This is a genomic window from Planctomycetota bacterium, assembly GCA_016125255.1.
In the GTDB taxonomy this organism is placed as follows: domain Bacteria; phylum Planctomycetota; class Phycisphaerae; order Phycisphaerales; family Zrk34; genus RI-421.
On the sequence record WGMD01000002.1, the window covers coordinates 478,000 to 501,205 of the forward strand.

Genomic DNA, 23,206 nt, shown 5'->3' on the forward strand with positions numbered 1-23,206 from the left:
ATGGCGCGATCATTGACCATCCCCTCCGCCGTGTTGTCGTGCGTTGCTCTGCTTGGGCTGATCAGCCCGAACTCTCTGGCCCAGATTTCGTCCGAAGAGGCGCTACGGCGGCTGCAGGAAGCGAAGGCAAAGGCAAACGCACCGGAAAAGATCGAAGAGGAAAACAAGCAGCTCGAGGAGGAAGCGGCCGCACTGCGGGAGAAGGTTGAGGCGATGCAGAAGCAGCTGGCCGACCTTCAGGCTGTGGCGGCGGCAGCGGGATTGCCGGCTGAGGCGGCGCCCAAGCCGGCGGCCGCGCCAAAGATTCAGATCGTACGTTCGCTCGGTGACCTGTCGGCGTTGATTCCCGACTCGGCGCTGCCGATCCGCGCTGATCGAGGCAATGTGAAGGCCTATACGCCGGCGGTTCGCGACGCGGTCGGCCGCTATTTCGACACGCTTTGTCAAAGTGGTGAGCTTCGCATCAAGGCGACTTTCACGGTCACTTCAGGCCCGGCTCACAACTTCTTCAAATCTAACCAGCGACTGGTCAAACCGCCGCCGAACGAAGCATACGGTGCCGATCTAAGGCCTAATGATTTGAGCTTCAAGCGCACCGACCGCTCATTCGAGATCGATACGATCAAAGGGCGTCCGTACGATGCATGCATTCAAAAGGTGAGGGCAATCTTCGGTACGGACGACTTGCAGGCATGGAAAACGATTAGCGTCCGTGACGAGATTACCATCGACGCCAGAATCAGTCACATTACTTTCGGCGGATTCTTCGAATCGCGTCCCGGCATCGCGATCAGCGTGTCCGTCGACCTCGACGACATCCATATCCTCGATCATCATTTCAATCCATGAAACGATTTCCCGTCATTTTGCTTTTCGTTGGGTTGCTCGTGGGCGTGTCCAATGCAACCGACTTGCCCTACAAACTGCCCGATCCGGGTCGCCGTCTGTTTGACGTCGCCAAGTTGTCGATGACGCCGTCCGATCGTATTGAGATCGTTAAGGCGATGGTGCACTTCGCTGCGGATCAGTTGGACCCGAATGATCCACATGAAGCCGCCATTGCGGGACGGCTGCTTTCGATGGCGATGCGGCTCGATCCGAATAATCAGCAGGCGCTTCTGACGCATACAAAGATGGCTCGCGGACTCAAGCCGCAGCGCGTTGGCGGCAATGCCAGTGCACGCCAATTGACGATGTTCCTGATCGGCAAGGCCAAAGCGATGACAGAGTCCAAGGCCGATGCGGATCGCGATCTGGCGGCCTACCTACTGGATTTGACCGTGCTGCTGGAGGATCCGAGCGACGATGTGATCGTCATGATCGAGTCGCTTCGACGAGACGGACACTTTGCACAAGAGAACTGGGCGCCGCCCGTACCGGAGCGTGCAATGCCGCCTGCGGCGCCGGGCGAGGATGCCGGCGCGAACCAAGTGGCCAACCCGCAAGTCGCAACACCGCCGGCAATGGCGGCCGAATATTGGTTCATCCGCGAGGGCAATCAGGTCCGACCATTGACCAAAGGTGATTTCGAGCTGGTGGGCAATCGTCTCGATGTGAAATTTCGGCAATCATCGGCCAAGCAGTGGCTGATCTTCGGCGAGCACCCATTTGTCGGCGATTTTGAAGTGCGCTTCACCTTGCGCACGCCGTGCGGCCTAGTCTTCTTCCTTGATTCGAACGCCGGCAGTTCGAACGATTCGGAAGCTTCCCCAGAGCGGGCGAAGAATGGTCGCTACGACATCATCATCCGCCGCGCGAACAATCTGCTATCGGTGACATCCAATGATCGCCCGATCAATATCTTCGCGCTTACCGATTTGACGCGCCCGTTGCGCCTTGCGTTCAAGTCGAGCGAGCATCGGATCTCCATGGAGAATTTTCAGGTGGTCCACGCAACCGGATTGGCCGGAGAAGGCGCGAACGGATTCGTACATGGCGTGACGATTGATGAATATCCAGATCCGACGCTTGTCGCCAACGGCGACCGCGGTCCGCCGCTGGATCAATACATCGCCGAGTTTGGAGTCGACGGACGATTTCGACCCGCATCAGCGGAGCGTCAGATCGTCGTGACGTCATGGGTCCGGATCGACAAGGCAGGCACGTATCAATTTGTCGCCGATGACAACAAGCTGGTCGTGAGCGGCGAGCATGTCGTGTCCGCCAAGTCGTCGACAACGGCACAAGGCGTGACGCACGTCGACGCCGAATTGACGCCGGGGATGATCAAACTGGAGTGGACCAAGGCGCCGGGCAAAGGAATGGTCGTCGGTACATGGATACTGCCGGGCGAGACTCGGATCGAACCAATCCCGGCGCAACGTATGTACCGCACCGCCGCACCGATTGCGCTGGCGGATCTGGTCACAAAAGAACCCTTCGGTTTCGCCGCCCATGCGGATAGTCGCGAGGGCAAACGCAAAGTCGTCGACGCGACCCGACTGCGCAGCTTCGGCGATCCTAGTCCCACGCTTCGACCTCTTCCGATCGATTTCGCGAGTGTGAATGATTCGGACCGCAAGACGCTTGCCGCGGCGATCGTAACCGTCTTGCGGAATCATTTGCTTCCCAATTCGCTCATTAAGAATCGCGAACGCGACATCATCAACAGCTTGCGAGCGGCGATCTTTCAGATGTTGCCTGAAGATCGCGATGCATTGATTCTCGGCTGGCAACTGCGTCACGGCGAAATGCCCGAGCCCATTGATGAGGCGACCGCTCGCGCGAACATGGACGCTCTCATCCCTCTGGCGAAACGATGGGCGGCATCATCGACTGATGCGGAGCGCCTCTTGGCGGCGCTCGCCTACCGGATGCGTCTTGCGATGTCGCCGGATGATCTGGACGCGCTTTACAACATTGAGCGATTGCGCCTTGATCGCTATGTGGTTTTCTGGCCGGTGACAAGCGGCAGCCTGCAGCAGGATGTGTCAGCGAGCGACGAAGGGAAAAATCCGATCAACCCCGACGACTGGTGGGTCTACACCGCGATTTCGCACGGGTGGGGAACCCATGTGATGCCTCTGGCGCTTGCCGACGGCGGCGTGGTCGACGGGGCCGTCTGGATCGAAGGGGCTCATCCCTACGGCCGGCTGATCAATTGGCGCACACCCATCGTCGGCGACTTCCGTATTCAAGCGGAGATTCGGGGAGCCGCGGGATTCGGCCTCATGAGCGGACTCGACACGCCGAAGCCGCACGTTATCGCGTGGGTCGCGCGCGGTCCGTATTCGTCGTATGAACCGATCACCGTGACGCGCACCGGCGACAAGATCACAGTGCTGGTCAACGGCAAAGAAGTTGTTGCGGATCTCGACCCGGCGGCCGACCCGGCGCGACCGGCCTACTTCGCGGTTGGCTACGGCAAAGACACGGGACTCAATGTTGCGTTCGCCACGGTTCGCAGCTTCGAGGCGGCGATGCGGCCCACGAATGCGGGACCTGCGGATGCACGGCGTTATGGATTGATCGTCGACGAGTATACGAGCCAACTGGAACCGGTGAACCCGAAGGAAGAGATGACGAATCGCACGTTCATCAATGGCGCACCGGCGATACGGCAATACGGCACTTTCGACGCAGACGGAAAGACGGCGCTGACCGAACTTCGCAATGTCTGTCTGCGCGGCAAAGTGGAGATTCGTGATGCAGGGATGCACCACTTCCGTGTCAAAGGCGGCGTGATCCGCGTCGGCGATGCGGTCGGTGATTTCAAACGCGGCCCCAACATCAGCGAACTCAATGTCGAACTCAAGCCTGGGCTAGTGCCGATTGAAATATTTAAGCCGCAGAGAACGCGTGATGTTGAACTGACGTGGGCCCCGGCCGGCGCACGAGATTTTGGGCCGATCGAGTTGGATCGACTCACATTCGATGCGTCGCAACTTCACGTCGATCACGGAACCGTCGCATCGCTGATTGATCCGTCGCTGCGCCTCGCGGTACGTTACGCCGAGCCGCAGATCGATTATGCCGCCCGGGACTACTCCGGTTTGCTGCCCGAGACGCAGCGGAATTCAGCAGCGGATGCACTGATGCGATGGGTGAATCATGCTTTGGAGATGCAGTCAGATCAGGATGCTCGCGTTGCCGCGGAGGCGATCGGGATGGCGCTCCACCTGGTGCCGGGACATCGCGAGGCAACTCTAACAAACGCATTGTTCGTAGCGCAGCGGAGACTCGAACCACGCGAGCCTCTGAGAGACGGCGGCCTCAAGGAAATCGACACAACCCTCAGTGACGCGCGGGACAAGTTGCTCGCGCAGAACAGCGATGCCGCTCGGCAGGCTGCAGGCTACCTCAACGACCTGATCGCCTTGATCGACCCCGATGACGCGCGGGCGCAGGCGCTGATCGCCAAAGCGATCAATGAAAGGACTCAGCCCGATTGGACCTGGGCCGGGCCGGACCGTCGACCGCTGCAGCCGGCGCCGCGTAAGATCGGACCGTCGGTTGAAGTCGCCTCGCCGATTCAGCCCGGGCAGGACATTTCCAAGCAGCAGATGACCACGGTCGCCTCTACAGCCGCCAACAGCACCACAGCGAAGCTCGAAGTGGTTGCCGCCAATCTGACCATCGACGGCCGTGTAGTCGACGCCACGGAAGCGGTGCGAGACCGGGCGGGTCGATTCGGCATGGCGTTCCCGATCGAAGCGCACGAACTGACGAATGAATTTGTCCCGCCAACGGCCCATGCGACGCTGTCGATTCAGACTCGATTTGACGGCCACGTCGATACACAAACTTTCACATTGCCCGATTATGTCATGATTTTGCCGCAGGCGCCCGCTGATCTGGTACGTTTCAGCAGCGAGCCCGGCCACGCTTTTCGTGGCATCACCATTCTCGAAGCACGCTACGGATACGATCGCACGTGGGGCGATGTGACTCAATCGTTCATCGATCGATGGCGAGTTGAACTAGAGCGCGCGACCACGAGCAAGACGCCCGAGCCGATCGGTGTATTCGTCAATCAGAGCATCAGCGCAGGTCATTCGCGTGCGATGAGCACAAAATCACGCCTCGTCGTCACATATATGGAGCGAGGTCAATTGCGGCAGGCTTCCGCGGGTGAGGGCGAGCAGCTTTGGCTGGCGCCGACGCCGGAAAACGCCATTGCATTGGAACCGCTGCCGATCGAGTCGTCCGCGACGACCATCGCCGCGTCGCCGGATGGACGTTGGCTCTTTGTGGCGCACGAGGCACAAGATCGAGTCACCATTTGGGACATCGCGCAATCAAAAATTGACGCTACGCTCGACGTTCCGATGCCGCGCAGCATGCGTTATTTCGAGGGCCGACTGTGTGTCGCGCAGTACGATCCGGGACGGATCGTTGTATGCGATCGCCGGGGCGACCATTGGCGCGTCAGTAATGCTTACAATGTGCCGAATGGGCATCCCTTCTATCTCAGTGCCGCCGATGAGAATCACGCGAAGAATACGATCTTTGTCAGCGCCACCCATGGCACCGGATTTCGCTGGTTGCGTTTCAATACGCAAGCTGGCGCAATCGCACCATTGGATGTCGCAGCCGACGGCGCGCTGGAAATCAGCACCGATGGTCTGATGGCAGCGGTCCAAACAGCTCCCGGTCCGCGAGATGGCAAAATCATCACGATCGATCTGCCGGCACTGACGGATTCCGCGAGTCCAAAACTCAGCCCCGTCTTCAGTCAGCAATTGATGCCGCCCTGCTTCGCAGGTGTCGGATCACATTGGTATATCGGCCAACGGCTGAGTGTTGGGGGGAAGTTGATCCCCGTCGCCGATTCGTTCAAACGCACCGTCATGCCCGATGCGACGGAGCCGATGGCCTACACGCTCGGGCCGGAAAACTTGGGCGCGATCAGCCTCGGCCTTCCCGCGTTGACGCTCGCCGATCGGTCGGTCCGCTATCCCGCGATGAATGTGACCGAGTCATGGCGCGGTGATTCGTTGAACAACGTGTATTGCGGTCCAATCGCCGTGCACCGCGGCGGGAAATTGCATGTGTTCGTCGTCGGTTCCGTGACAAAGCGAGTCTTGCATCTGGTGACGGAGCCCTTCGAGCGACCGGCTGAAGTGGCCCAGCAGCCCGGCGACGAACATGTTGTCCGCTATCCGATCCTCGGCGCCGACTGGTCCGTCGCATCGACTCCGAAGCGCGATGCGATGTTGATTTCACAGGGGCCTCGACTCACGGTCACTTCCCCGGATGGCGTGAAGAAGCTCGAGGATCTGGTTCTGCCCTACCGCTATATGCGCGTCGCGCAACGCGGCGATCAACTTATCTGTCTCGGGGCTGCTCGCATTGATGTCGTCGATCGGCAGACGCTCAAGGTCGTCAAACATGCGGACTTGCCCGACTGTCGCGTCATGGATATGGCTTTGAATCCAGCGCTTAGCCGAACATATGTCGCGCTCGAGGTGGCTTCGGTGACAGGTCAGGCGGGCGTGTGTGCGATCTACCTCTTTGACGAATCCACGGGGCAGCTGAACCCGATCGAAGGCGCGTTCGGCAAGTATCTGGCGATCGACTCAACGGGCCAGATTCTCTACGCCGTTCACGACGATCTGAAAATCACAGAGATCGTCGCCGAGGGCGTCGGCGGCGGAATGGCTCGCGTGTCGCCGGTCACCAGCGGAGACTCCGTGCTATTCAAATATGAAGTGCGGGGACCCCGACTGAACATGGTCGATCACGCAGACTGCATGGGGCGCGTTCTGAACGGTTTGTATCTCACACACGATGATCGCTATCTGGTATGTGCAGTGCTGACAGGCGGATTCGCCCGTATTCAAACGAAGCTGGCGTGTTTTGACCCAACCAAGATGACGCCGCACTTCTCAATTGTGCTCCAGAACGCCGGGTACACGCCGATGCGAATTGATGTGCATCCGACGCGCGATCTGGCCGTGGCTTTGACAGAGCTGCGCACGCTTAAAGTGATTGACCTCGCCAGCGGCAACACCGTCAAGCATGACGTTGAAGTGCCCGCCGGATTTTCAGGTTTTCAGGCGGCGTTCACGCCGGATGGTTCGCACGTTGTCCTGCGCGGTCAGGTTACCCAAGTCGGGCCCAACGAGCCCGATCATCTGCGCGTCATGCCAATCAAAATCGAAGCAGTCGATGCGCCCGTTGCCGTCGTTCCACAGCCCAAGCCGCAAACTCCGCATCCGACGGTGACGCGTGACCAGATCTCAGCGATCGATCGGCAGCCGGCTGCGGAAGTGATGACTCCCGCCGTCATCGCGGAGCGATACAAGAATGCGGTCGTCGTGATCAAGACAGACGACGACAGCGGCACCGGATGCGTTGTCGGCCAAGGACTGGTTCTGACATGTGCCCATGTTGTGCCACGCTCAGGCGCAGCGAAGGTACTGTATCGACTCAGGACCGACGATCCCAACCGCGACTTCCGAGAGGCCAAGTCGAAGATGGTGTATCTGGATGACGAGGCCGATCTGGCGCTGCTTGAGATCAAGCCAGATGGTTTAATGGCAACGGTCGCGATCGGCCCTGCCGCCCCCGCCGGACTCGGCGCTGCGGTGACGCTGATCAGCAATCCGGGAGCCGGCGACCAGATACTCGATCACACGCTGACCACAGGCGTCGTCTCCAGTTCGCGTCGCATGATCAAGAACCGACCATACGTGCAGACCAACGCCGCCATGAATCCCGGCTCTAGCGGAGGACCCGTCTTTGACGAACACGGCCTCGTGATCGGCATTGCCGTGATGAAAACCAGCCTTGAGGGGACCGGCTTCGCCATCCCCTCCGGCGAACTTCGCGCATTCTTAGACAAATGCGTGCAGGATGGTGCGAATCAACCAAAGCCGTGATTCAAAACGATCATGATCGATCGCTGTGCCGATGCGCCGCAGAACTGACATTCACATCCAGTTGCGGCGGTCAATCCCAGGCACGTGGCGGCACGGCAATGCAAAGATACATCCTGCGGTCTGTTTCGCACGCCACGTGCCACGTCCGCTAATTTGAACGGGTCGTAGATATGAATCAGCGTGTGGGCGAAGTTGATCGCCGCATTGAGCTATCGCGTGATGCCGTCGCCTGAGAGCCCGAATTTCAACAAGTATTTTCGCACGCGATCCGCATCGTTCACGCTGCGCCGACGTTGTCGAGAAACAGCGAACAATTCCCGCCCGGCCTCAGCGAGCGAACGACTGTGCTGGCAGACGCGCAGCACCTCCGCCAGTTGCACCCGATCAAACGGGTCCAAATCAGCGGCGCGATCGGGGCCGAGCGCTTCAGTGACGATTGCGTCGGCTGCGTTCGTCGGCATGACCGGCCGCCACGCCGCACGAAGCCGCTCGATCTCGTCGTCAACATTCTTTTGGGTGATGCGTCCCCCCGAGGCGAGCGTCGCCATACGTGTGATCGCCGCATTCAGATCGCGGAAGTTGCCCGACCATGCGGCTTCGTTTGACATGGCGAACTTCATGAAATGATGATGCGCCTCTCGACTGAACGCCACGAGCGAACCAGCCGACTCAGCAAATCGGTCGAGCTCGAAACGAACATTCGGCTCGATGTCCTCCCGCCGGTCGATCAGCGCCGGCATGCGAAAAGTCCAGAGATTGATTCGAGCCAGCAAGTCTTCGCGAAAGTGTCCGTCGCGCACGCGCTCCGACAGATCGCGATTGGTGCCGGCGATGAGTTGAAAGCTGCTCTCGACTTCGCGATCGCTGCCCACAGGCAGGAACCTTCGCTCTTCCAACGCACGCAGGAGCATCGCCTGTTCGTCGACGCCGAGTTCGCCGATTTCGTCGAGGAACAACAATCCGCCGTTGGCGGCGCGAAGCAGGCCGGGGCGATCTGCGGTGGCGCCGGTGAATGCGCCGCGCTTGTGACCGAAGAGCGTGCTCATGGCGGTGTCGCCGCGCAGCGTGGCGCAGTTGACTTCGATGAACGGACCCGCCAATTGATGCCGCCGCTTCTTGAGTTCGAATATCCGCCGGGCCATCTGCGATTTGCCAGCCCCCGTTGGGCCCGTCAAAAGGACCGGCGCCGCCGAGTGAGCCGCCACGTGCTCGATCTGCTCGACGAGCGCGTTGAAAGCCGAGTTGCGGGTATCGATGCCGGACTTGAGGGATGACAATCCCTCGCGCTGCTCGCGCGCGAATCGCTGTGCAATCCGGTCGTATCGCGACAGATCCAGATCGATGACCGCATATTCGCCCGGCACATTGTGTTGACCCCGACGCCGCGGCGGCGAGGTCTGGATCAATTTCCCGGGCAGATGACGCGATTCTGTGAGCAGAAAAAGACAGATCTGCGCCACGTGCGTCCCGGTGGTGATGTGAACGAGGTATTCCTCCGCATCGGGCTCGAACGGATAGGCCTGAGCAAAGTCGAGCAGGGCTGCATACACCCGCTCAAAGTCCCATGGATCCCCCGTGTCGATGAGGCGCGGCACGACCCGCGTCTCCGGTGAAACCGCTTCGATGTCCGCGACCACCATGCGCATCATCCGCTCGAACTTCTGCTCATAGAGCAGTTCAAAGCGATCGATGAGCAACTCCTCATGTTGGCAAATGGACACGCTCGGCCGCCACTTGGACCATCGCTCCGCCCGCTCCGGACCCGCATCCAACTGCGTCCCGAGAAACCCGATGACAACACGCTTGGTCATATCATAAAGTATAATCTTATATCCAACTTTATACAATTATGACGTCACAAAGGACTCGTTCAGTGACACACCCTATTCACATATTTATCACAAAGCATTTTTGAAAAGATAGATATATTTCTGTGCCCATCCGACCTGGTGTGCTGGCACGGCGCATGCTTTAAGTGTTGCATCACGAGCGATGACGCTCGGACGAACGCAAGGAGCAACCGTCATGGCCAACAAGAACCTGTTCAAGTCGACGATCGGCCGGCTTCTTCCCAAGACCAACGCGGTCAACGAAGCGGGCGGGCCGGCGTACCGTTCGGACCCCCGCCACGCCCTGGCGGTCTACGCCGCGACGGGTTGCCTCAACGACACGTTCTACGCGTCGGCGGACGTACAGCTTGATCGCGTCATGGCGCTGTGCGCCAAGGTCGAGCCGGAGTTCATCGCTCGCGTGGCGCTGTTCACGCGTGAGCGGAACCACATGAAGGATCTGCCGGCACTGCTGGCGGCGGCGCTTTCGGTGCGGTCGCCGGGCCTGCTGGCGGAGATCTTCGATCGCGTGATCGACTCGCCGAAGATGCTTCGCAACTTCGTGCAGATCATCCGCAGCGGCGTGGTCGGGCGCAAGTCGCTCGGCTCGCTGCCCAAGCGCCTGATCGTGCAGTGGCTCGACGCGCGAACGGACGAGCAACTGTTCGTCGGCTCGATCGACAACGATCCGTCGATGGCGGACGTCTTGAAGATGGTCCATCCCAAGCCCAAGTCCACGGCGCGCGAAGCGCTCTACGGCTACCTGCTCGGCCGCGAGTACAACACCGATGCCCTTCCGGAAATTGTCCGCCGTTACGAGGCGTACAAGCGGGCCGACGATCGCCGCGAGCTCGACACGCCCGACGTCCCGTTCCAGATGCTCACCGCGCTGGGGCTCGACACTTGGGAGTGGAAGGGCATCGCGCGACTGGCGCCGTGGCAGATGACGCGAATGAACCTCAACACGTTCGCTCGGCATGGCGTGTTTGAGGACGGCGAACTCGTCCGCATCGTGTCGGATCGGCTGCGCGACCCGCAGCTCATCGCCCGGTCGCGCGTCCTGCCGTACCAGTTGATGATCGCGTTCAACATGACGCAGGGTTTGCTGCCGTGGGACATCAGCGCGGCGCTGCAGGATGCGATGGAGATCGCCGTCGCCAACGTGCCGTGTGTGGACGGTCGGGTCTTCGTCTTCCCGGACGTTTCCGGGTCGATGCAGTCGCCGATTACGGGTCATCGACACGGGTCGACCAGCGCGGTGCGCTGCGTGGACATCGCGGCGCTGGTGGCGGCGGCGATGCTGCGGACGAATCCGGCGGCGATGGTCGTGCCGTTCGAGGCGAAGGCGATTGCGCCCGAAGACGTCGGGCTCAACCCGCGCGATTCGATCATGACCAACGCCCGGAAGCTCACGTCGCTGCCGTGCGGCGGAACGAACTGCTCGGCTCCGCTCGCCCTGCTCAATGCCCGCAAGGCCCGCGGCGATCTGGTCATCTACGTCTCGGACAACGAGTCGTGGATGGACAGCCCGCACTACGGGCACTGGGGCGGGTCGGCGACGGCGACGATGCACGAGTGGAGCATCTTCAAGCAGCGTAATCCGCAGGCGAAGATGATCTGCATCGACATTCAGCCGTACACGACCACGCAGGCCCAGGAGCGCGACGACATCTTCAACGTCGCCGGCTTCAGCGATCAGGTCTTCGACCTCATCGCGGCCGTGTCGAGCGGCGACGCTTCGACTGGCTACTGGGTCAATCAGATCGAGGCGGTCTCGATCTGATGCACGCAACGTCTGAACAACTTCGCGGACGACGCCTGACCGCGCCGTCCGCACTTGGAGCCGAATGCGGCGCTGACTACATGATCGACCTCATACATGTCACCGCCATCCCCTTGTCGGCTCCTTTGAAAACGATCGGCGAATGCCGACGCGACTCCATGGGAGAGCGCCCCGCAAGGGGAGGTCCCGGGTTCGAGACCCGGCGGCGTGCTCGCAAGAGCGCGACCGTAGCTCAGTCAACAATGTCGCGACATCACTCGTCGCTGATCGACAGCAGGCGCGGCCGGGGAATGCCGGCGAGAGTACATGGTCAAATGGTGGTTCGAATCCACCCGCGAAAGCGGAACTCTCGCTCACAATTGTCCCCGGCCGCACGGAACTGTGTGACGAATGCAGATGAAACTACATGATCACACCATCCAGGTTGCGGGTTCGAATCCCGTCGGTCCCATTCAAGGGGCCGTAGCTCAACGGTAGAGCAGGCGTTTCATCGACTCTTGTCGTCACACCTTTTTCGCTCAATCCGCCGACGCACCGGGCGCCGGCGTCACACGACGGCGAATGCCGCAGGAACTACATGGATCCGTGGACGCGGGTTCGATTCCCGCCCGAGCCCAATAGGCCGGTAGCTCAGTGGCAGAGCATCGGAATGTTTCGGTAATCCCTTGTCGCCGTCTGATTTTCACTTTCCTTTTGATCGGGTAGAACAGCACCATGAGCACTCAGCCGACGCATCATCAACTCGTGCCGACCGGTGAAGCGACCGCCCTGCTGCCCGTCGCCGGCGGCAAGCACAAGCCCATCCCCGTCATCGGCACCGAGGCGATCCGCCGCACGTTCGACGACCTTTGCCTTCAGCAGGCGGTCAACTCGAGCCGCGCCCCCGGCGTCGATGCGTTCGTGCTCAACCCCGATGCGCACTGCGGCTACGGCGCGCCGGTCGGGTGCACCATGGCGTCCGCATCGCACATCTACCCCGGCCCCGTCGGCGTCGACATCAAGTGCTCCATGTCGCTGCTTCAGCTTGATGCGCCTGCCGATGCGATCAACGATCGACGCACCCGCCGCGCTCTGATCGACGCGATCTGCGAGCGCGTGCCAACCGGCGCCGGCAAGGGGCAGCGTCATGCGACCAAGTCCCGCCGCGTCAGCTCCGAGCTCGGCCGCATCGTCGCCGTCGAGGGCGCTTCGCCGCTCGTGTGCGACGAGCTGGGCATTCCCGCCGACTGGCCTCAGCGCTGCGAAGACGCAGCCCATGTCGGCCACGATGACACCACCGATGCGCTTGCCAATCGACTCGATCAAATGATCTCGACCGGCCGCTTCCCGAACTTCGCCGACAAGATGCGTCAGCTCGGCTCCTACGGCGGGGGCAATCACTTCGGCGAATGCGAAATCGTGCATGTCGAACCCGGCGAGCGTCACGTCGCCGAAGTGTTCGGCCTGCGCGACGGGCATGTGGCGTTCCTCTCGCACTGCGGTTCGCGCGGCTTCGGGCACAATCTGGCGATGGGCCAGTTCCGCTCGCTGCAGGAGAAGTTCGAGATGTGGGCGACGCCGTTCCCCGGTTCGGACCGCGAGCTGGTCTACGCGCCGCTCGGGACGGACGAAGCGGATGCGTACCTGGACGACATGGCCATGGGCGCGAACTTCGCCACCGTCAATCACATGCTCATCAACGCCCTCGTGCTCGAAGCGTTCCAGGAAGTCCTTCCGGGTGTCACCGGCCGCCTCGTGTATTTCATCAGCCACAATATCGCCCGTAAGGAGGTCGTCGATAATCGCGTCATGTGGGTCATGCGTAAGGGCGCGACGCGCGCCTTCCCCGCCGCTCACCACGCCCTCGCCGGCACGCCCTTCGCCCAGACCGGCCACCCGATCCTCCTGCCGGGCAACCCGCAGGCCGGTTCCGCCGTCATGGTCGCCGACCCCGGCGCCGCCGCGTCGCTCTACTCCGTCAACCACGGCGCCGGCCGCGTCCTCGGCCGCCGCAACGCCAAGCGCGTCCTCAACCAGCAGGCCGTCGATCAATCCTTCACCGACCACGACATCCTCACCAACTGCCGCCAATACCCCCTCGACGAAGCCCCCGATGCCTACAAGGATTTCAACGAGGTCCTGCGCAGCGTCAAAACCGCCGGCCTCGCCACCGAAGTCGCCCGCCTCAAAGCCCGCTTCGTCATCAAAGACGCCGACAAGGCGGATGATTGATGGGACCACATATGAAAGCATATCCATTTGTCGTTGCTGATACTCCATATTGCGTTTGGGAGTGGGATCTCGATGATCGCAATCGTCAATATCTTGACCGTGTGGATGTCGATTACTTCAGATATGTCGCTCAGGCACATGGAGAGTTACTCGGAGGGGAACACGATCGCCGGGCAGCAATATCGATTCGTGCCGCATATTTTCATGGCTTAGAAACACTTTTCGCTCTCCTCTGCGCAACAATACAGGCCCCGCGATGCATTCCTGCGTGGTTACAAAAGTATCAGAACTCGGAGTTGCGCGATTGCGTCGAACGTATTCACTCACGCGGTGTCCCACTTCATAACCGCCTTGGCCTGCCGGAAACTACTTGGGTGTCAATTGCATCCAAGGTAATTGCTGCGAAGTACGATAATCCCGTCCGCACCGCTGAGACCAAAAGCGAATTTGGTTCACTTTGGGAGCGGTTCGCTCATGATTTTCTCGATCCGATTCAAATTGCTGAGTACAACAGCATCAAGCATGGATTTCGAGTTGGTTCAGGAGGTTTCGCAATTGCAGTCGGAATCGAAGAGAATCCCGGTATTGCATGTTCACAGGACAAAATGCAGTTAATCGGAGGTAGCAGCTACGGCACTTCTTTTTATCAAGCGGAACCACCCAGCGGGTCAACGCTTCCGAAGCGTGACCCAAATTTCAGGATTAAATCGCATGGATTAAACTGGCATCCGCTTTCGCTTGCTGCGCGCCTAGATCTCATCGGCATGTCCATCAAGAATGTGATTGCGTTTCTCAAGATAATTAACGGTACCGCACCCGAGCGCGTCGAATTCGTACGCCCGATTGATACAACGTCGTTCGTCCAGCCTTGGGACCATTCAGTCGGTGTAACGAGTTGTACTATGGACACGGTGGTCGGCATCAATGACATTCGCCCGATGACCGGACCAGAGATCATGACGTCATATGGGACGACACATGCTGACGATTGACGGTTCCATTGGTGAAGGCGGGGGTCAGGTGTTGCGTTCGGCGGTGGGGATGGCTGCGGCACTGGGGGTGGGGGTGCGCGTGGAGAAGATTCGTGCGGGGCGGGGGAAGCCGGGGCTGATGCGGCAGCATTTGACGGCGGTGCGGGCGGCGGCGCGGGTGTGCGGGGCGCAGGTGACGGGCGACGAAGTGGGATCGACGGCGATTTCGTTTATGCCGGGCGCGGTGACGGCGGGACGGTACGAGTTCGCGGTCGGCACGGCGGGCAGCGCGACGCTGGTGCTTCAGACGGTGCTGCCGGCGCTTTTGACGGCGGAGGGGGTCAGCGAACTGACGCTCGAAGGCGGAACGCACAATCCGATGGCGCCGACGTTCGATTTTCTGGCGAAGGTGTTCGTGCCGGCCATCGAGCAAATGGGGCCGCGGGTTGAGGTGAATTTGGAGCGGCACGGATTCTACCCGGCGGGGGGCGGACGGATGACGGTCCGGATCACGCCCAGCGCGCAGCTGAAGCCCATCGAAATGCTGGAGCGCGGCCCGGTGACGAATCGCATGGCGCGGGTGCTTGTCGCCAATCTGCCGGGGCACATCGCCAACCGGGAGCTGAAGGTCGTGGGCCGGCTGACGGGATGGGACGAAACCTGCATGCGATACGAATTCGTCAAGGACTCGCACGGGCCGGGCAATGTGCTGATCCTCGAATTGGAATGCGGCCAGGTCACGGAAATGTTCACGGGGTTCGGCATGGAAGGCGTACCGGCAGAGTCCGTCGCGGAAAGCACGGTGAGGGAAATGCGCCGCTACATGGCTTCCCAAGCGCCGGTTGGAAGACACCTGGCGGACCAGCTTTTATTGCCCATGGTTCTGGCGGCCCACACCGGAGGGATCAGCCGCTTCCGCAGCGGTCCGCTCAGTCGGCACGCACTGACGCAGATCGATCTGCTCCGCGCCTTCACGAACGCCAAGATCGATATAACGCACCTGTCCGATCAGAGCGATCAGGTAACCGTATCCGACCATCGCTAAAGGCCTCGTGCTGGTCGCCTGTCAATATCGCGGCCTGAAAGCTTAACCGGCTGAAATGATTAGTAGCTCCACCGATACATGCCACCGGAAGAACACTCGCTGCAAATGCACTTTCGACGGTTTTTTATCCGAGAGGACGCAACGGAACCCCACACGCTATCCATCTGCTCCCACCTGGAGGCGACAGGCTCGCCGCACAGCACTTCTGTACCAGTGGATGAAGCATCAGCTCATTAACAATCGCCAGGCCTTGATGTACTTCGTCAGTCGTTTGGCATCACGCTCAGTGACTTCCGGCAGCCGGCGAACATCCATGTTGTCTTGTAGATCAGCCAACTTCACCGCGCGGGCGATGGGATTCGATTTCAATCGCTCGATGTATTGCTCGTAGGGTGTACCGTCGTGCGTGAGTAGACGCAATGCGTCAAGCACCGCCGGCGGGATCCCCGCGGCGGCCAAGTCATCGAACGAAACATCGGTATCCTCGACCACATCGTGGAGCACGCCGGCAATTCGTGCGTTGTCGTCCTGCTGGGCGAGCATGACACGCAAGGGATGGAGTATATATGGTGATCCGGCTTTGTCGACGGCGCCGGCGTGGGCTTTGACTGCGATGCCGATGGCATCAGAAACAAACGCGGTTTGAGAGAAGCCGTTCATGTATATCGTGCCCTATTGAACACTTCACGTTCATACCGCTCGCGACGGAGGATCGCGTGAGCTGCGTCGAGCACGCTTTCCTGGACATTCGCCAAGTCGGTTGGTTGCGGAAGCGGCAGCGCCGATCGAATCTCTCGCAGAGCCGCAAGCAGTGCCACGTTGCCTTCTCTGTCACCGGATGATCGAAGGGCGTGTCGGCGCTCAAACTCGTTGCGATCAATTGTCCGAATTGGTCCGCCCAGCGACTCCGACTCTCGATCAGTGATCAGATGTGATCGGCGATCAGGGCCGACTAAGTATCTTCCCAAGCCCCTGATGCGGATAAACAGCAACGGCACCAGCGACTCGTACACGACTTCGGTCACAGCATGCAAATCGTCAATTGTTGGTGGCCCGGCCAAAGGAGTTTCCACGCCATAATTATAGCAGAATTGGCGACAAAAACCGAACCAGATGATATGAGATAATCTGACCCATAAATGATTCTTGGTTACGAGCTCTTTCCGATAATGAAGCATTTCACGAGACAACAAAATAGTCCGGGTCGATTTTAAACTTGCCCGCTTTGCAGTACGGGCACTGGCGTCCAACCAAGGCGAATGTAACTATGACTGCCGCTGCACCACACCTTTGACAATTGTCGATCGGCGCTCGCGAATCAATCACGAACTCTGCACCACAAGCAAGGCATATATGTGGAAAATCATTGCCGATGCACCGAGCCAATCCTTCATTATCTGGGTGGTATGCGTACTTCTTATGTCCGTTGTCATCGAGGTAATATGGATTGCCGTCGGACCACGCTTCTATGGTCTTGCCACACCCGCTACAAATTATTCGTATGCCTTCAGCCATCCAACAGTTCCTACCGTGTCACAATTTCTCCAAGCTGCTTGATCTTGCGATGGGCGCGACTATGAAGTTCCTATGCCTATTCAAGAAGCATATACTACACCGCAAATGCATCGTCGCCGGCCTGCTCGCGCAAGGCCTCGTAAAGCTTCGCCGGGCCCAGAAGTACGTCCCGCAAGCCATCGCGGACTTTCTCTGAATCCAGGGCCTGTGAACTCATGGCCGTATGTGCATCAAGTGCCGCGATAATCGCATTCATAAGCTCATTCTTCAGGTCAGGTGAATTGGCGAACTGCTCCTTCGAATTGTTTACCGCCTGCTGCTTGAGCGTCTTGGACTCCATGAGCTTGCCCTTGATCACGTCGTTGACGTAGACCAGCTTGTCCTGGTCCGTCAGTTCACCCTCGAAGAGTTCGTTGACTTTCTGGATGATCTCGTTGAGCAGTGCCTTCTGCTTCTCCTGTACCTGCCCCCCGCCGCTCTCGGTGATGGGCTGCAACGGCTCCGCCTCGCCGTCACCCAGCACCATCGACCGCTTGCCGCGGTTCTTCAGGTTGTGATGCGTGAGCACGACCTTCGACAGGTCGATCCCTTCCCGTTCCCGCCCGAAGTCCAGCAGCGGGATCAGCCGTTTGAAGAACATCGACCGCTTCTCGATCTCCGTGTTGCCGAAGTCGAAGATCTGCGACAGATAGGTGTACAGCCGCACGAAGGCACCCATGTCAGACTTGAACAGCACCAAGGCGTTCAGCTCTGCCTCCGCCTCCTTGGTCGCTTCCTCGTCCTTCTTCGCCCTGGCGGCGACCAGATTCTCCTGGGCCGCCTTGTATCGTTTGAGCAGCCGGTCCACGACGGGCTCTAGCGCCGCGACCAGTTCGGACTGCTTGGCGCCGGGCTTTATCTCAACGGCCACCACCCGCTCGACCTCGAAATCGTCATAGTGCCCCGCCGCATCCAACTTCGCCCGCAGGTCCAGCACCAGATTCGGGTCCGACACGCCCGCCAGCTCCGCGGTCTCGTAGTACGTCTTAAATGCCGCGAGCACATCGTCTGCGCTATTCACAAAGTCCAGCACATACGTCGTGTCCTAGCCGTCGTACGCCCGGTTGAGCCGCGACAGCGTCTGCACCGCCTGAACCCCCGCCAGCCGCTTATCCACGTACATCCCGCACAACAGCGGCTGATCAAACCCCGTCTGAAACTTGTTGGCGACCAGCAGGATCTGGTACTCGTCCGTATCGAATGCCTCGCGGATGCTCCGCCCTCGCAGGTTCGCGTTCGTCGTCGGCGACTTCTCGCTGAACGGATCGGGGCCTGATTCCTTGTCATTGACCTCGCCCGAGAACGCCACCAGCGTGCCGATTCTGTACCCGCGCTCCTTAATGTACTTGTCGATCGCCAGCTTCCACCGCACCGCCTCCTGCCGGCTCCCCACAACCACCATCGCCTTGCCCTTGCCCTCCAGCAGAGGGCCGACAAACTCGCGGAAATGCTCGACCACCACCTCCACCTTCTGCGCGATGTTGTACGGGTGCAGCTTCACCCACCCCATGATCTTCTTGAGCGCCTTGTTTCGTTCTACCTCTCGCTCATCGATCTCCCGCCCCTCGTTCGCCAGCTTGAACGCCAAGGCGTAAGTCGTGTAGTTCTGGAGCACGTCGAGGATGAACCCCTCCTCGATCGCCTGCCGCATGGAGTACACGTCGAACGGCGCCGGAACGTTGTCCTTGGCCGGCTTCCGCGTCGGGTCCGGCCGGGTGCCGAACAGCTCAATCGTCTTCGTCTTCGGCGTCGCCGTGAACGCCACGAATGTCACACCCCGCTCGTCTGCCCGCCCCGCCATCTGCGCTGCCAGCAGGTCCTCCGTGCTCACCTCACCCCCGTCCTTGAGCGCCTCGAGCTCCGCCGGCGACAGCACCGCCTTCAGACTCGCCGCCGCCTCGCCCGATTGCGAGCTGTGCGCCTCGTCGGCGATCACCGCGAACCGCTTGCCCTGCGTCGCCGCCAGCTCCCGCACCTTCTCCAGAGCGAACGGGAACGTCTGGATCGTGCACACCACGATCTTCTTATCCCCCGACAGCGCCTCGGCCAGTTCCCCGCTCTTGGACCCGCCCTCGCCCTTGATCGTCGCGACCACACCCGTCGTCCGCTCGAAGTCGAAGATCGCCTCCTGCAACTGCGTGTCGATCAGGTTGCGGTCCGACACGACCAGCACCGAATCGAACAGCTTCGCGTGCTCGGCGTCGTGCAGGTCCGCCAGGAAGTGGGCCGACCATGCGATCGAGTTCGTCTTGCCCGACCCGGCCGAGTGCTGGATCAAGTACCGCCCGCCCGGGCCGTCGGCCAGCACCACCGCCTGGAGCTTCCGCGTCGCGTCGAGCTGGTGATACCGCGGGAAGATCACCTTCTCGATCTGCTTCTTCTTGTTCCGCACCGCCACCATGTACCGCCCCAGGATCTCCAGCCAGCTCGCCCGCTCCCACACCCCCTCCCACAGGTACGCCGGCTGGGCTGATCGATCCTGACGCCGACGCATACGCGAACGAGGCTCGCCGCCCGATCGCGGAACAGATTAAGGATTTCGATAAGCACCAGCGCCGGCGCAATGCTGAGCGCAGTGCCTCCGAGACGGTCGCGATGGTTCGACTGCTCGTGACGGCGGCAGGTATTGGCAATTGGCAGCAGGCAACGCCTGATGCGATCGAACGTGGGTTGGCCAAGCTCCAGGAGGAGCAAGGCTTCCAGATCGCCCGCCGAAACAAGTATCGCACGGCACTACATACGTTCGCTACGTGGATGGTGCGGGAGTGTCGCGCCAGGTCGAACCCGGTCGCAGCGGTGCGCAAGCTTGCAGTCCCAGACGTTGAGTACCGCAGGGCGCTTGAGCCCGACGAGGTAGCTTGCCTCATCGCTGCCGCAGAGATTGGTGAGCAGATGGTGGGACGGACTCGCAAGGGCGTGGCACACCACCGCCGAACGGGTCACGATCACCCTGATGAGATTCGCTGGCGTTTGACCGGCCCTGATCGTGCCCTGTTGTATCGGTTCACAATCGAAACGGGCCTGCGCCGCAGTGCCATCGAGCGTCTGGCCGCCGGCGACTTTGAGTTAGAGGATCAACCCGCTGTCACGGTTCGCCCAAAGGCCAACACAAAGAGCCGCAAATCCCAAAGCATCCCGCTCCGGGCAGCAACCGTTAATCTGCTAAAGACCCATTTGGCTGGCAAGCTGCCGGCGGCACCCGCGTTTGTCGTTCCACGACAAGACGAGACGGCTGACATGTTCCGTGCGGACCTGGCCGAGGCCCGCAGAGCTTGGATCGCAGAGGGCAACTCGCCCGAGGAGAGGGCCAGGCGAGCCGACAGCGATTACCTGAAGGACGTAGACGCTCAGGGCCGGCGGGTGGACTTCCATGCTCAGCGTACGACCACGGGTACTTGGCTTGACCAGGCAGGTGTTGCCCTAAGCATTGCTACGAAGATCACCGGCCACTCCAGCGAACGCATCCTCAAACGGCACTATCACCGCTCAACTCAGGAGCAAGTGCGTCGAGCGATGGAGTCGTTGCCGGCGATTCCGATGGCGGCAACAGGCACGAACGCCGTGGCCGAATTCAAGGGGTTACAGACACCACAGCAGCACCCACAGTACGGGCACGATTCCACGCGCTCGATGCGAACCGGTGCGAAGCAGCGTGGGCATGGACGTGCACGAGGCGCAGAAGCGCAAGCGCCTGCGGCGCAACAAAAAACACCGCGTGATGCGGTGTTTGATGGTGCTTCAGTGAAGCGAGGGCGACGGGGATCGAACCCGCAACCTCCGGATCGACAGTCCGGTGCTCTAACCAATTGAGCTACACCCCCATGTGGGGCCTCGGTCGGGCGAGGGACGATAATCATAGGCCGCCGCCCGTGTGTGTCAAGGGCGCGTAAGGGGGATACTTAATCCATTCCAGGCAAAGACCCTGCGGCCCGAGCGTCGGGCCGGCCAGTTCGCGCCGGGCCTCGGCGAGCATCGTCAGAATTCGCCCCGGCTCGAAGCGTCCCCGGCCGACCTCCACCAGCGTCCCGGCGATGATCCGCACCATGTTGTAGAGAAATCCGCTGCCCGACACGACGATGTGCAGTTCCTGATCGGCCGGCTCGACGGTGCAGGCGTGCACCCGGCGGACGGTCGAGACGCGGTTGTGCCCCGCGGCGGCGAAGGCGGCGAAATCGTGCTCGCCGACGAGCAGCGCGGCCGCCGCACGCATCGCCTCGATCGACAGCGGCGTCCAGCAGTGATACACCACCGACCGGAGCCACAGCGGCCGATGCTGCGAGGTGAACAGGCGGTAGCGGTACTGTTTGTCGATGGCGTCGCTCGTCGCATCGAACGTGTCGTGCACGATGCACGCGTCGCGCACCTCGACGTCTTCGGGCAGGCGGCTGTTGAGCGCCATCGCCAACCGCTCGACGGGAATGCGCGTGTCCGCATCGAAGTGCGCGACCTTCCCCAATGCATGCACGCCCGCATCCGTGCGCGAGGCGCCCTGCACATGCACCGGCTGCCCGATCGTGTGCATGATCGCTTCGCGCACGACGGCCTGCACGGTCCGCAGCGACCCGGTCGGCGCGTCCTGCGCCTGCCAACCGTGAAACGCCGTGCCGTCGTAGGCGATGGTGAGCTTGTAGCGGTGTTGCGTCATGAGCGATCGGGCCGGCGGCGGGAAACTTCGAGCGACTTCAATATTCGAATCCGTCCCGGCGCGGATGAATCAGCGACGGGCCGTCGTTGAGTACGCCGGCGTCGAGGATGCGGCCGATGTACAGATCGTGATCGCCTTCGATGTCGATGTGCCGTACCAATTCGCAGTCGAAGTACGCCGCCGCCCGCGTGAGCACCGGCGAGCCGCGCGGCTTGCGGACGAGGTCGAGCGTCTCGAATCCGTCCTGCTTGATGACGGTATCGTAACGGAATTTCCGCTGGAGCAGCCGATCCGTCTCGGCAATCTGATTGAGCGCGAATCCGCGGCTTTCATGCAGGAACGGCCCGACCGCCAGCGTCTTGTCGATGGCCAGCATCAGCATCGGCGGCTCGAACGTCACCTGCTGCACCCAACTGACAAGCACCGCGCGCATGCGATGCTCGTGCGCCGCCGTCAGAATGAACTGAGTCAGCGGAAGGCGCGCCAGGGCTTTTCCGATCGACCCGCGTACATCGCCGCCAACGGGATCGCTGATGGATTCATCCATATCTTGCCACCTCCCCGAAACCGAACGCGGATCAGCATATCGCCGGGCCATTCGCTCCGCAAAGCCGGCCCGCTAGAGCAACGCCGCGATCCGCTCCGCCGCCGCCTCCGCCGCCCGTCGGGCCTGTTTGCCCAGCCGCATGAGCCGCCCGATCTGATGCGGCCGGGTCATGATGCTCCACATCGCCCCGCGCACGCTCACGCGCCCGTCGCGCCCCGTCATCCCCATCAGCCAACCGGGCAGCAGCTCGCCCGCTTCGTCGAAGATGGCTCGTGCACATCGCCAGGGCACTTCAAAGTGATCGCACACTTCCGCGATCGCCGCCGATTCCATGTCGATGGCGTCGACGCCATCGGCAAACAGCCGGGCTTTTTCGTCCGGTGACTCGATGAGTAGATCGCTGGTCCGCAGAACGCCGCGGGATTGGCCCGGCAGCGTCGGGTGGAGCCGAACATTGCGGGCGGCGTCGATGATCTGGGCCGGCTCGATGACGTGGCCCGTGTGCAGATTCGGGTTGGCCGCCCCGGCGGTGCCCGTGATCAGCACCGCCGCCGGGCTGACAAGCTGGATCATCCGCCGCGTGACCTTGCCCGCCCGGTCCGGCCCGATCCCCGTCACCACGACGATCACGCGCCGCCCATCATGCGTACCGACAAAGGTCAACGTGCCGCGCAGCAGCGACCGGTCGCGCCGCAGCCGCAGCCGCCTCACCAGCGGCCCGACCTCCGCCGCCACCGCCGCCGTGATAAGCGTCGCCGACTCGGACATATGGTTGTGAAAATACGTCAAATCAGCGAT

The 23,206-nt window shown here is 61.0% G+C and carries 12 protein-coding genes, 1 tRNA gene and 2 pseudogenes; 7 read left to right on the forward strand and 8 right to left on the reverse strand.

The features are described from left to right. Together GC162_03170 and GC162_03175 are read left to right on the forward strand one after the other, a co-directional pair. Positions 1–849: a hypothetical protein gene (locus tag GC162_03170; GenBank protein ID MBI1367637.1), complete on the forward strand. Its 849-nt coding sequence runs from the start codon at positions 1–3 to the stop codon at positions 847–849. Then, entirely contained in the window at positions 846–7,823 is a 6,978-nt protein-coding gene (locus tag GC162_03175; GenBank protein ID MBI1367638.1) for a trypsin-like serine protease, read from the forward strand. Before GC162_03170 ends, GC162_03175 begins: the two co-directional genes overlap by 4 nt. 209 nt (positions 7,824–8,032) lie before the next feature. Here GC162_03175 and GC162_03180 read toward each other — a convergent pair whose 3' ends face one another. Then, a complete protein-coding gene (locus GC162_03180; protein MBI1367639.1) occupies positions 8,033–9,634 on the reverse strand; it encodes an AAA domain-containing protein in 1,602 nt (533 codons plus the stop codon). 214 nt (positions 9,635–9,848) lie between these two features. Here GC162_03180 and GC162_03185 point away from each other — a divergent pair, with 214 nt between their 5' ends. The 4 genes from GC162_03185 (at position 9,849) to GC162_03200 (ending at position 15,662) form a co-directional block, all read left to right on the forward strand. Continuing rightward, positions 9,849–11,435, forward strand: coding sequence for a TROVE domain-containing protein (locus tag GC162_03185; GenBank protein ID MBI1367640.1), 1,587 nt, complete (start codon positions 9,849–9,851; stop codon positions 11,433–11,435). 714 nt (positions 11,436–12,149) lie between these two features. After that, complete coding sequence (locus GC162_03190; GenBank protein MBI1367641.1) at positions 12,150–13,646, forward strand: RtcB family protein; 1,497 nt, start codon at positions 12,150–12,152, stop codon at positions 13,644–13,646. A gap of 11 nt (positions 13,647–13,657) precedes the next feature. Next, positions 13,658–14,638, forward strand: coding sequence for a hypothetical protein (locus GC162_03195; protein ID MBI1367642.1), 981 nt, complete (start codon positions 13,658–13,660; stop codon positions 14,636–14,638). Beyond that, complete coding sequence (locus GC162_03200; protein ID MBI1367643.1) at positions 14,625–15,662, forward strand: RNA 3'-terminal phosphate cyclase; 1,038 nt, start codon at positions 14,625–14,627, stop codon at positions 15,660–15,662. The genes GC162_03195 and GC162_03200 overlap by 14 nt, the downstream gene beginning before the upstream one ends. A 225-nt stretch (positions 15,663–15,887) precedes the next feature. On the opposite strand, the gene GC162_03205 is transcribed toward GC162_03200, so the two are convergent. From GC162_03205 to GC162_03215, 3 genes and pseudogenes are all read right to left on the reverse strand, one after another. Then, positions 15,888–16,322, reverse strand: coding sequence for an HD domain-containing protein (locus GC162_03205; GenBank protein MBI1367644.1), 435 nt, complete (start codon positions 16,320–16,322; stop codon positions 15,888–15,890). Further along, a complete protein-coding gene (locus tag GC162_03210) occupies positions 16,319–16,912 on the reverse strand; it encodes a hypothetical protein (protein ID MBI1367645.1) in 594 nt (197 codons plus the stop codon). The genes GC162_03205 and GC162_03210 overlap by 4 nt, the downstream gene beginning before the upstream one ends. A gap of 359 nt (positions 16,913–17,271) precedes the next feature. Further along, positions 17,272–19,710, reverse strand: a pseudogene (locus GC162_03215) (DEAD/DEAH box helicase). 101 nt (positions 19,711–19,811) lie between these two features. Between GC162_03215 and GC162_03220 the strand changes: the two are divergent. Then, a pseudogene (locus GC162_03220) lies at positions 19,812–20,708 on the forward strand (tyrosine-type recombinase/integrase). Between the two features lie 255 nt (positions 20,709–20,963). On the opposite strand, the gene GC162_03225 reads toward GC162_03220, so the two are convergent. From GC162_03225 to GC162_03240, 4 genes are all read right to left on the reverse strand, one after another. Beyond that, positions 20,964–21,037, reverse strand: a tRNA-Asp gene (locus GC162_03225). Positions 21,038–21,069: 32 nt separating this feature from the next. Then, entirely contained in the window at positions 21,070–21,861 is a 792-nt protein-coding gene (gene truA / locus GC162_03230; GenBank protein MBI1367646.1) for a tRNA pseudouridine(38-40) synthase TruA, read from the reverse strand. 37 nt (positions 21,862–21,898) lie between these two features. Continuing rightward, positions 21,899–22,459, reverse strand: coding sequence for a hypothetical protein (locus GC162_03235; GenBank protein ID MBI1367647.1), 561 nt, complete (start codon positions 22,457–22,459; stop codon positions 21,899–21,901). A gap of 21 nt (positions 22,460–22,480) precedes the next feature. Next, positions 22,481–23,176, reverse strand: coding sequence for a hypothetical protein (locus tag GC162_03240; GenBank protein MBI1367648.1), 696 nt, complete (start codon positions 23,174–23,176; stop codon positions 22,481–22,483). Positions 23,177–23,206: the final 30 nt, after the last annotated feature.

What these genes read in the sequence shown, in the direction of transcription:
- GC162_03195 (MBI1367642.1), top strand. Translation starts at nt 13,658, where the DNA reads ATGAAAGCATATCCATTTGTCGTTGCTGATACTCCATATTGCGTTTGG.
- GC162_03175 (MBI1367638.1), top strand. Translation starts at nt 846, where the DNA reads ATGAAACGATTTCCCGTCATTTTGCTTTTCGTTGGGTTGCTCGTGGGC.
- truA (MBI1367646.1), bottom strand. Translation starts at nt 21,861, where the DNA reads ATGACGCAACACCGCTACAAGCTCACCATCGCCTACGACGGCACGGCG.
- GC162_03190 (MBI1367641.1), top strand. Translation starts at nt 12,150, where the DNA reads ATGAGCACTCAGCCGACGCATCATCAACTCGTGCCGACCGGTGAAGCG.
- GC162_03240 (MBI1367648.1), bottom strand. Translation starts at nt 23,176, where the DNA reads ATGTCCGAGTCGGCGACGCTTATCACGGCGGCGGTGGCGGCGGAGGTC.
- GC162_03235 (MBI1367647.1), bottom strand. Translation starts at nt 22,459, where the DNA reads ATGGCCCGGCGATATGCTGATCCGCGTTCGGTTTCGGGGAGGTGGCAA.
- GC162_03185 (MBI1367640.1), top strand. Translation starts at nt 9,849, where the DNA reads ATGGCCAACAAGAACCTGTTCAAGTCGACGATCGGCCGGCTTCTTCCC.
- GC162_03180 (MBI1367639.1), bottom strand. Translation starts at nt 9,634, where the DNA reads ATGACCAAGCGTGTTGTCATCGGGTTTCTCGGGACGCAGTTGGATGCG.
- GC162_03170 (MBI1367637.1), top strand. Translation starts at nt 1, where the DNA reads ATGGCGCGATCATTGACCATCCCCTCCGCCGTGTTGTCGTGCGTTGCT.
- GC162_03200 (MBI1367643.1), top strand. Translation starts at nt 14,625, where the DNA reads ATGCTGACGATTGACGGTTCCATTGGTGAAGGCGGGGGTCAGGTGTTG.
- GC162_03205 (MBI1367644.1), bottom strand. Translation starts at nt 16,322, where the DNA reads ATGAACGGCTTCTCTCAAACCGCGTTTGTTTCTGATGCCATCGGCATC.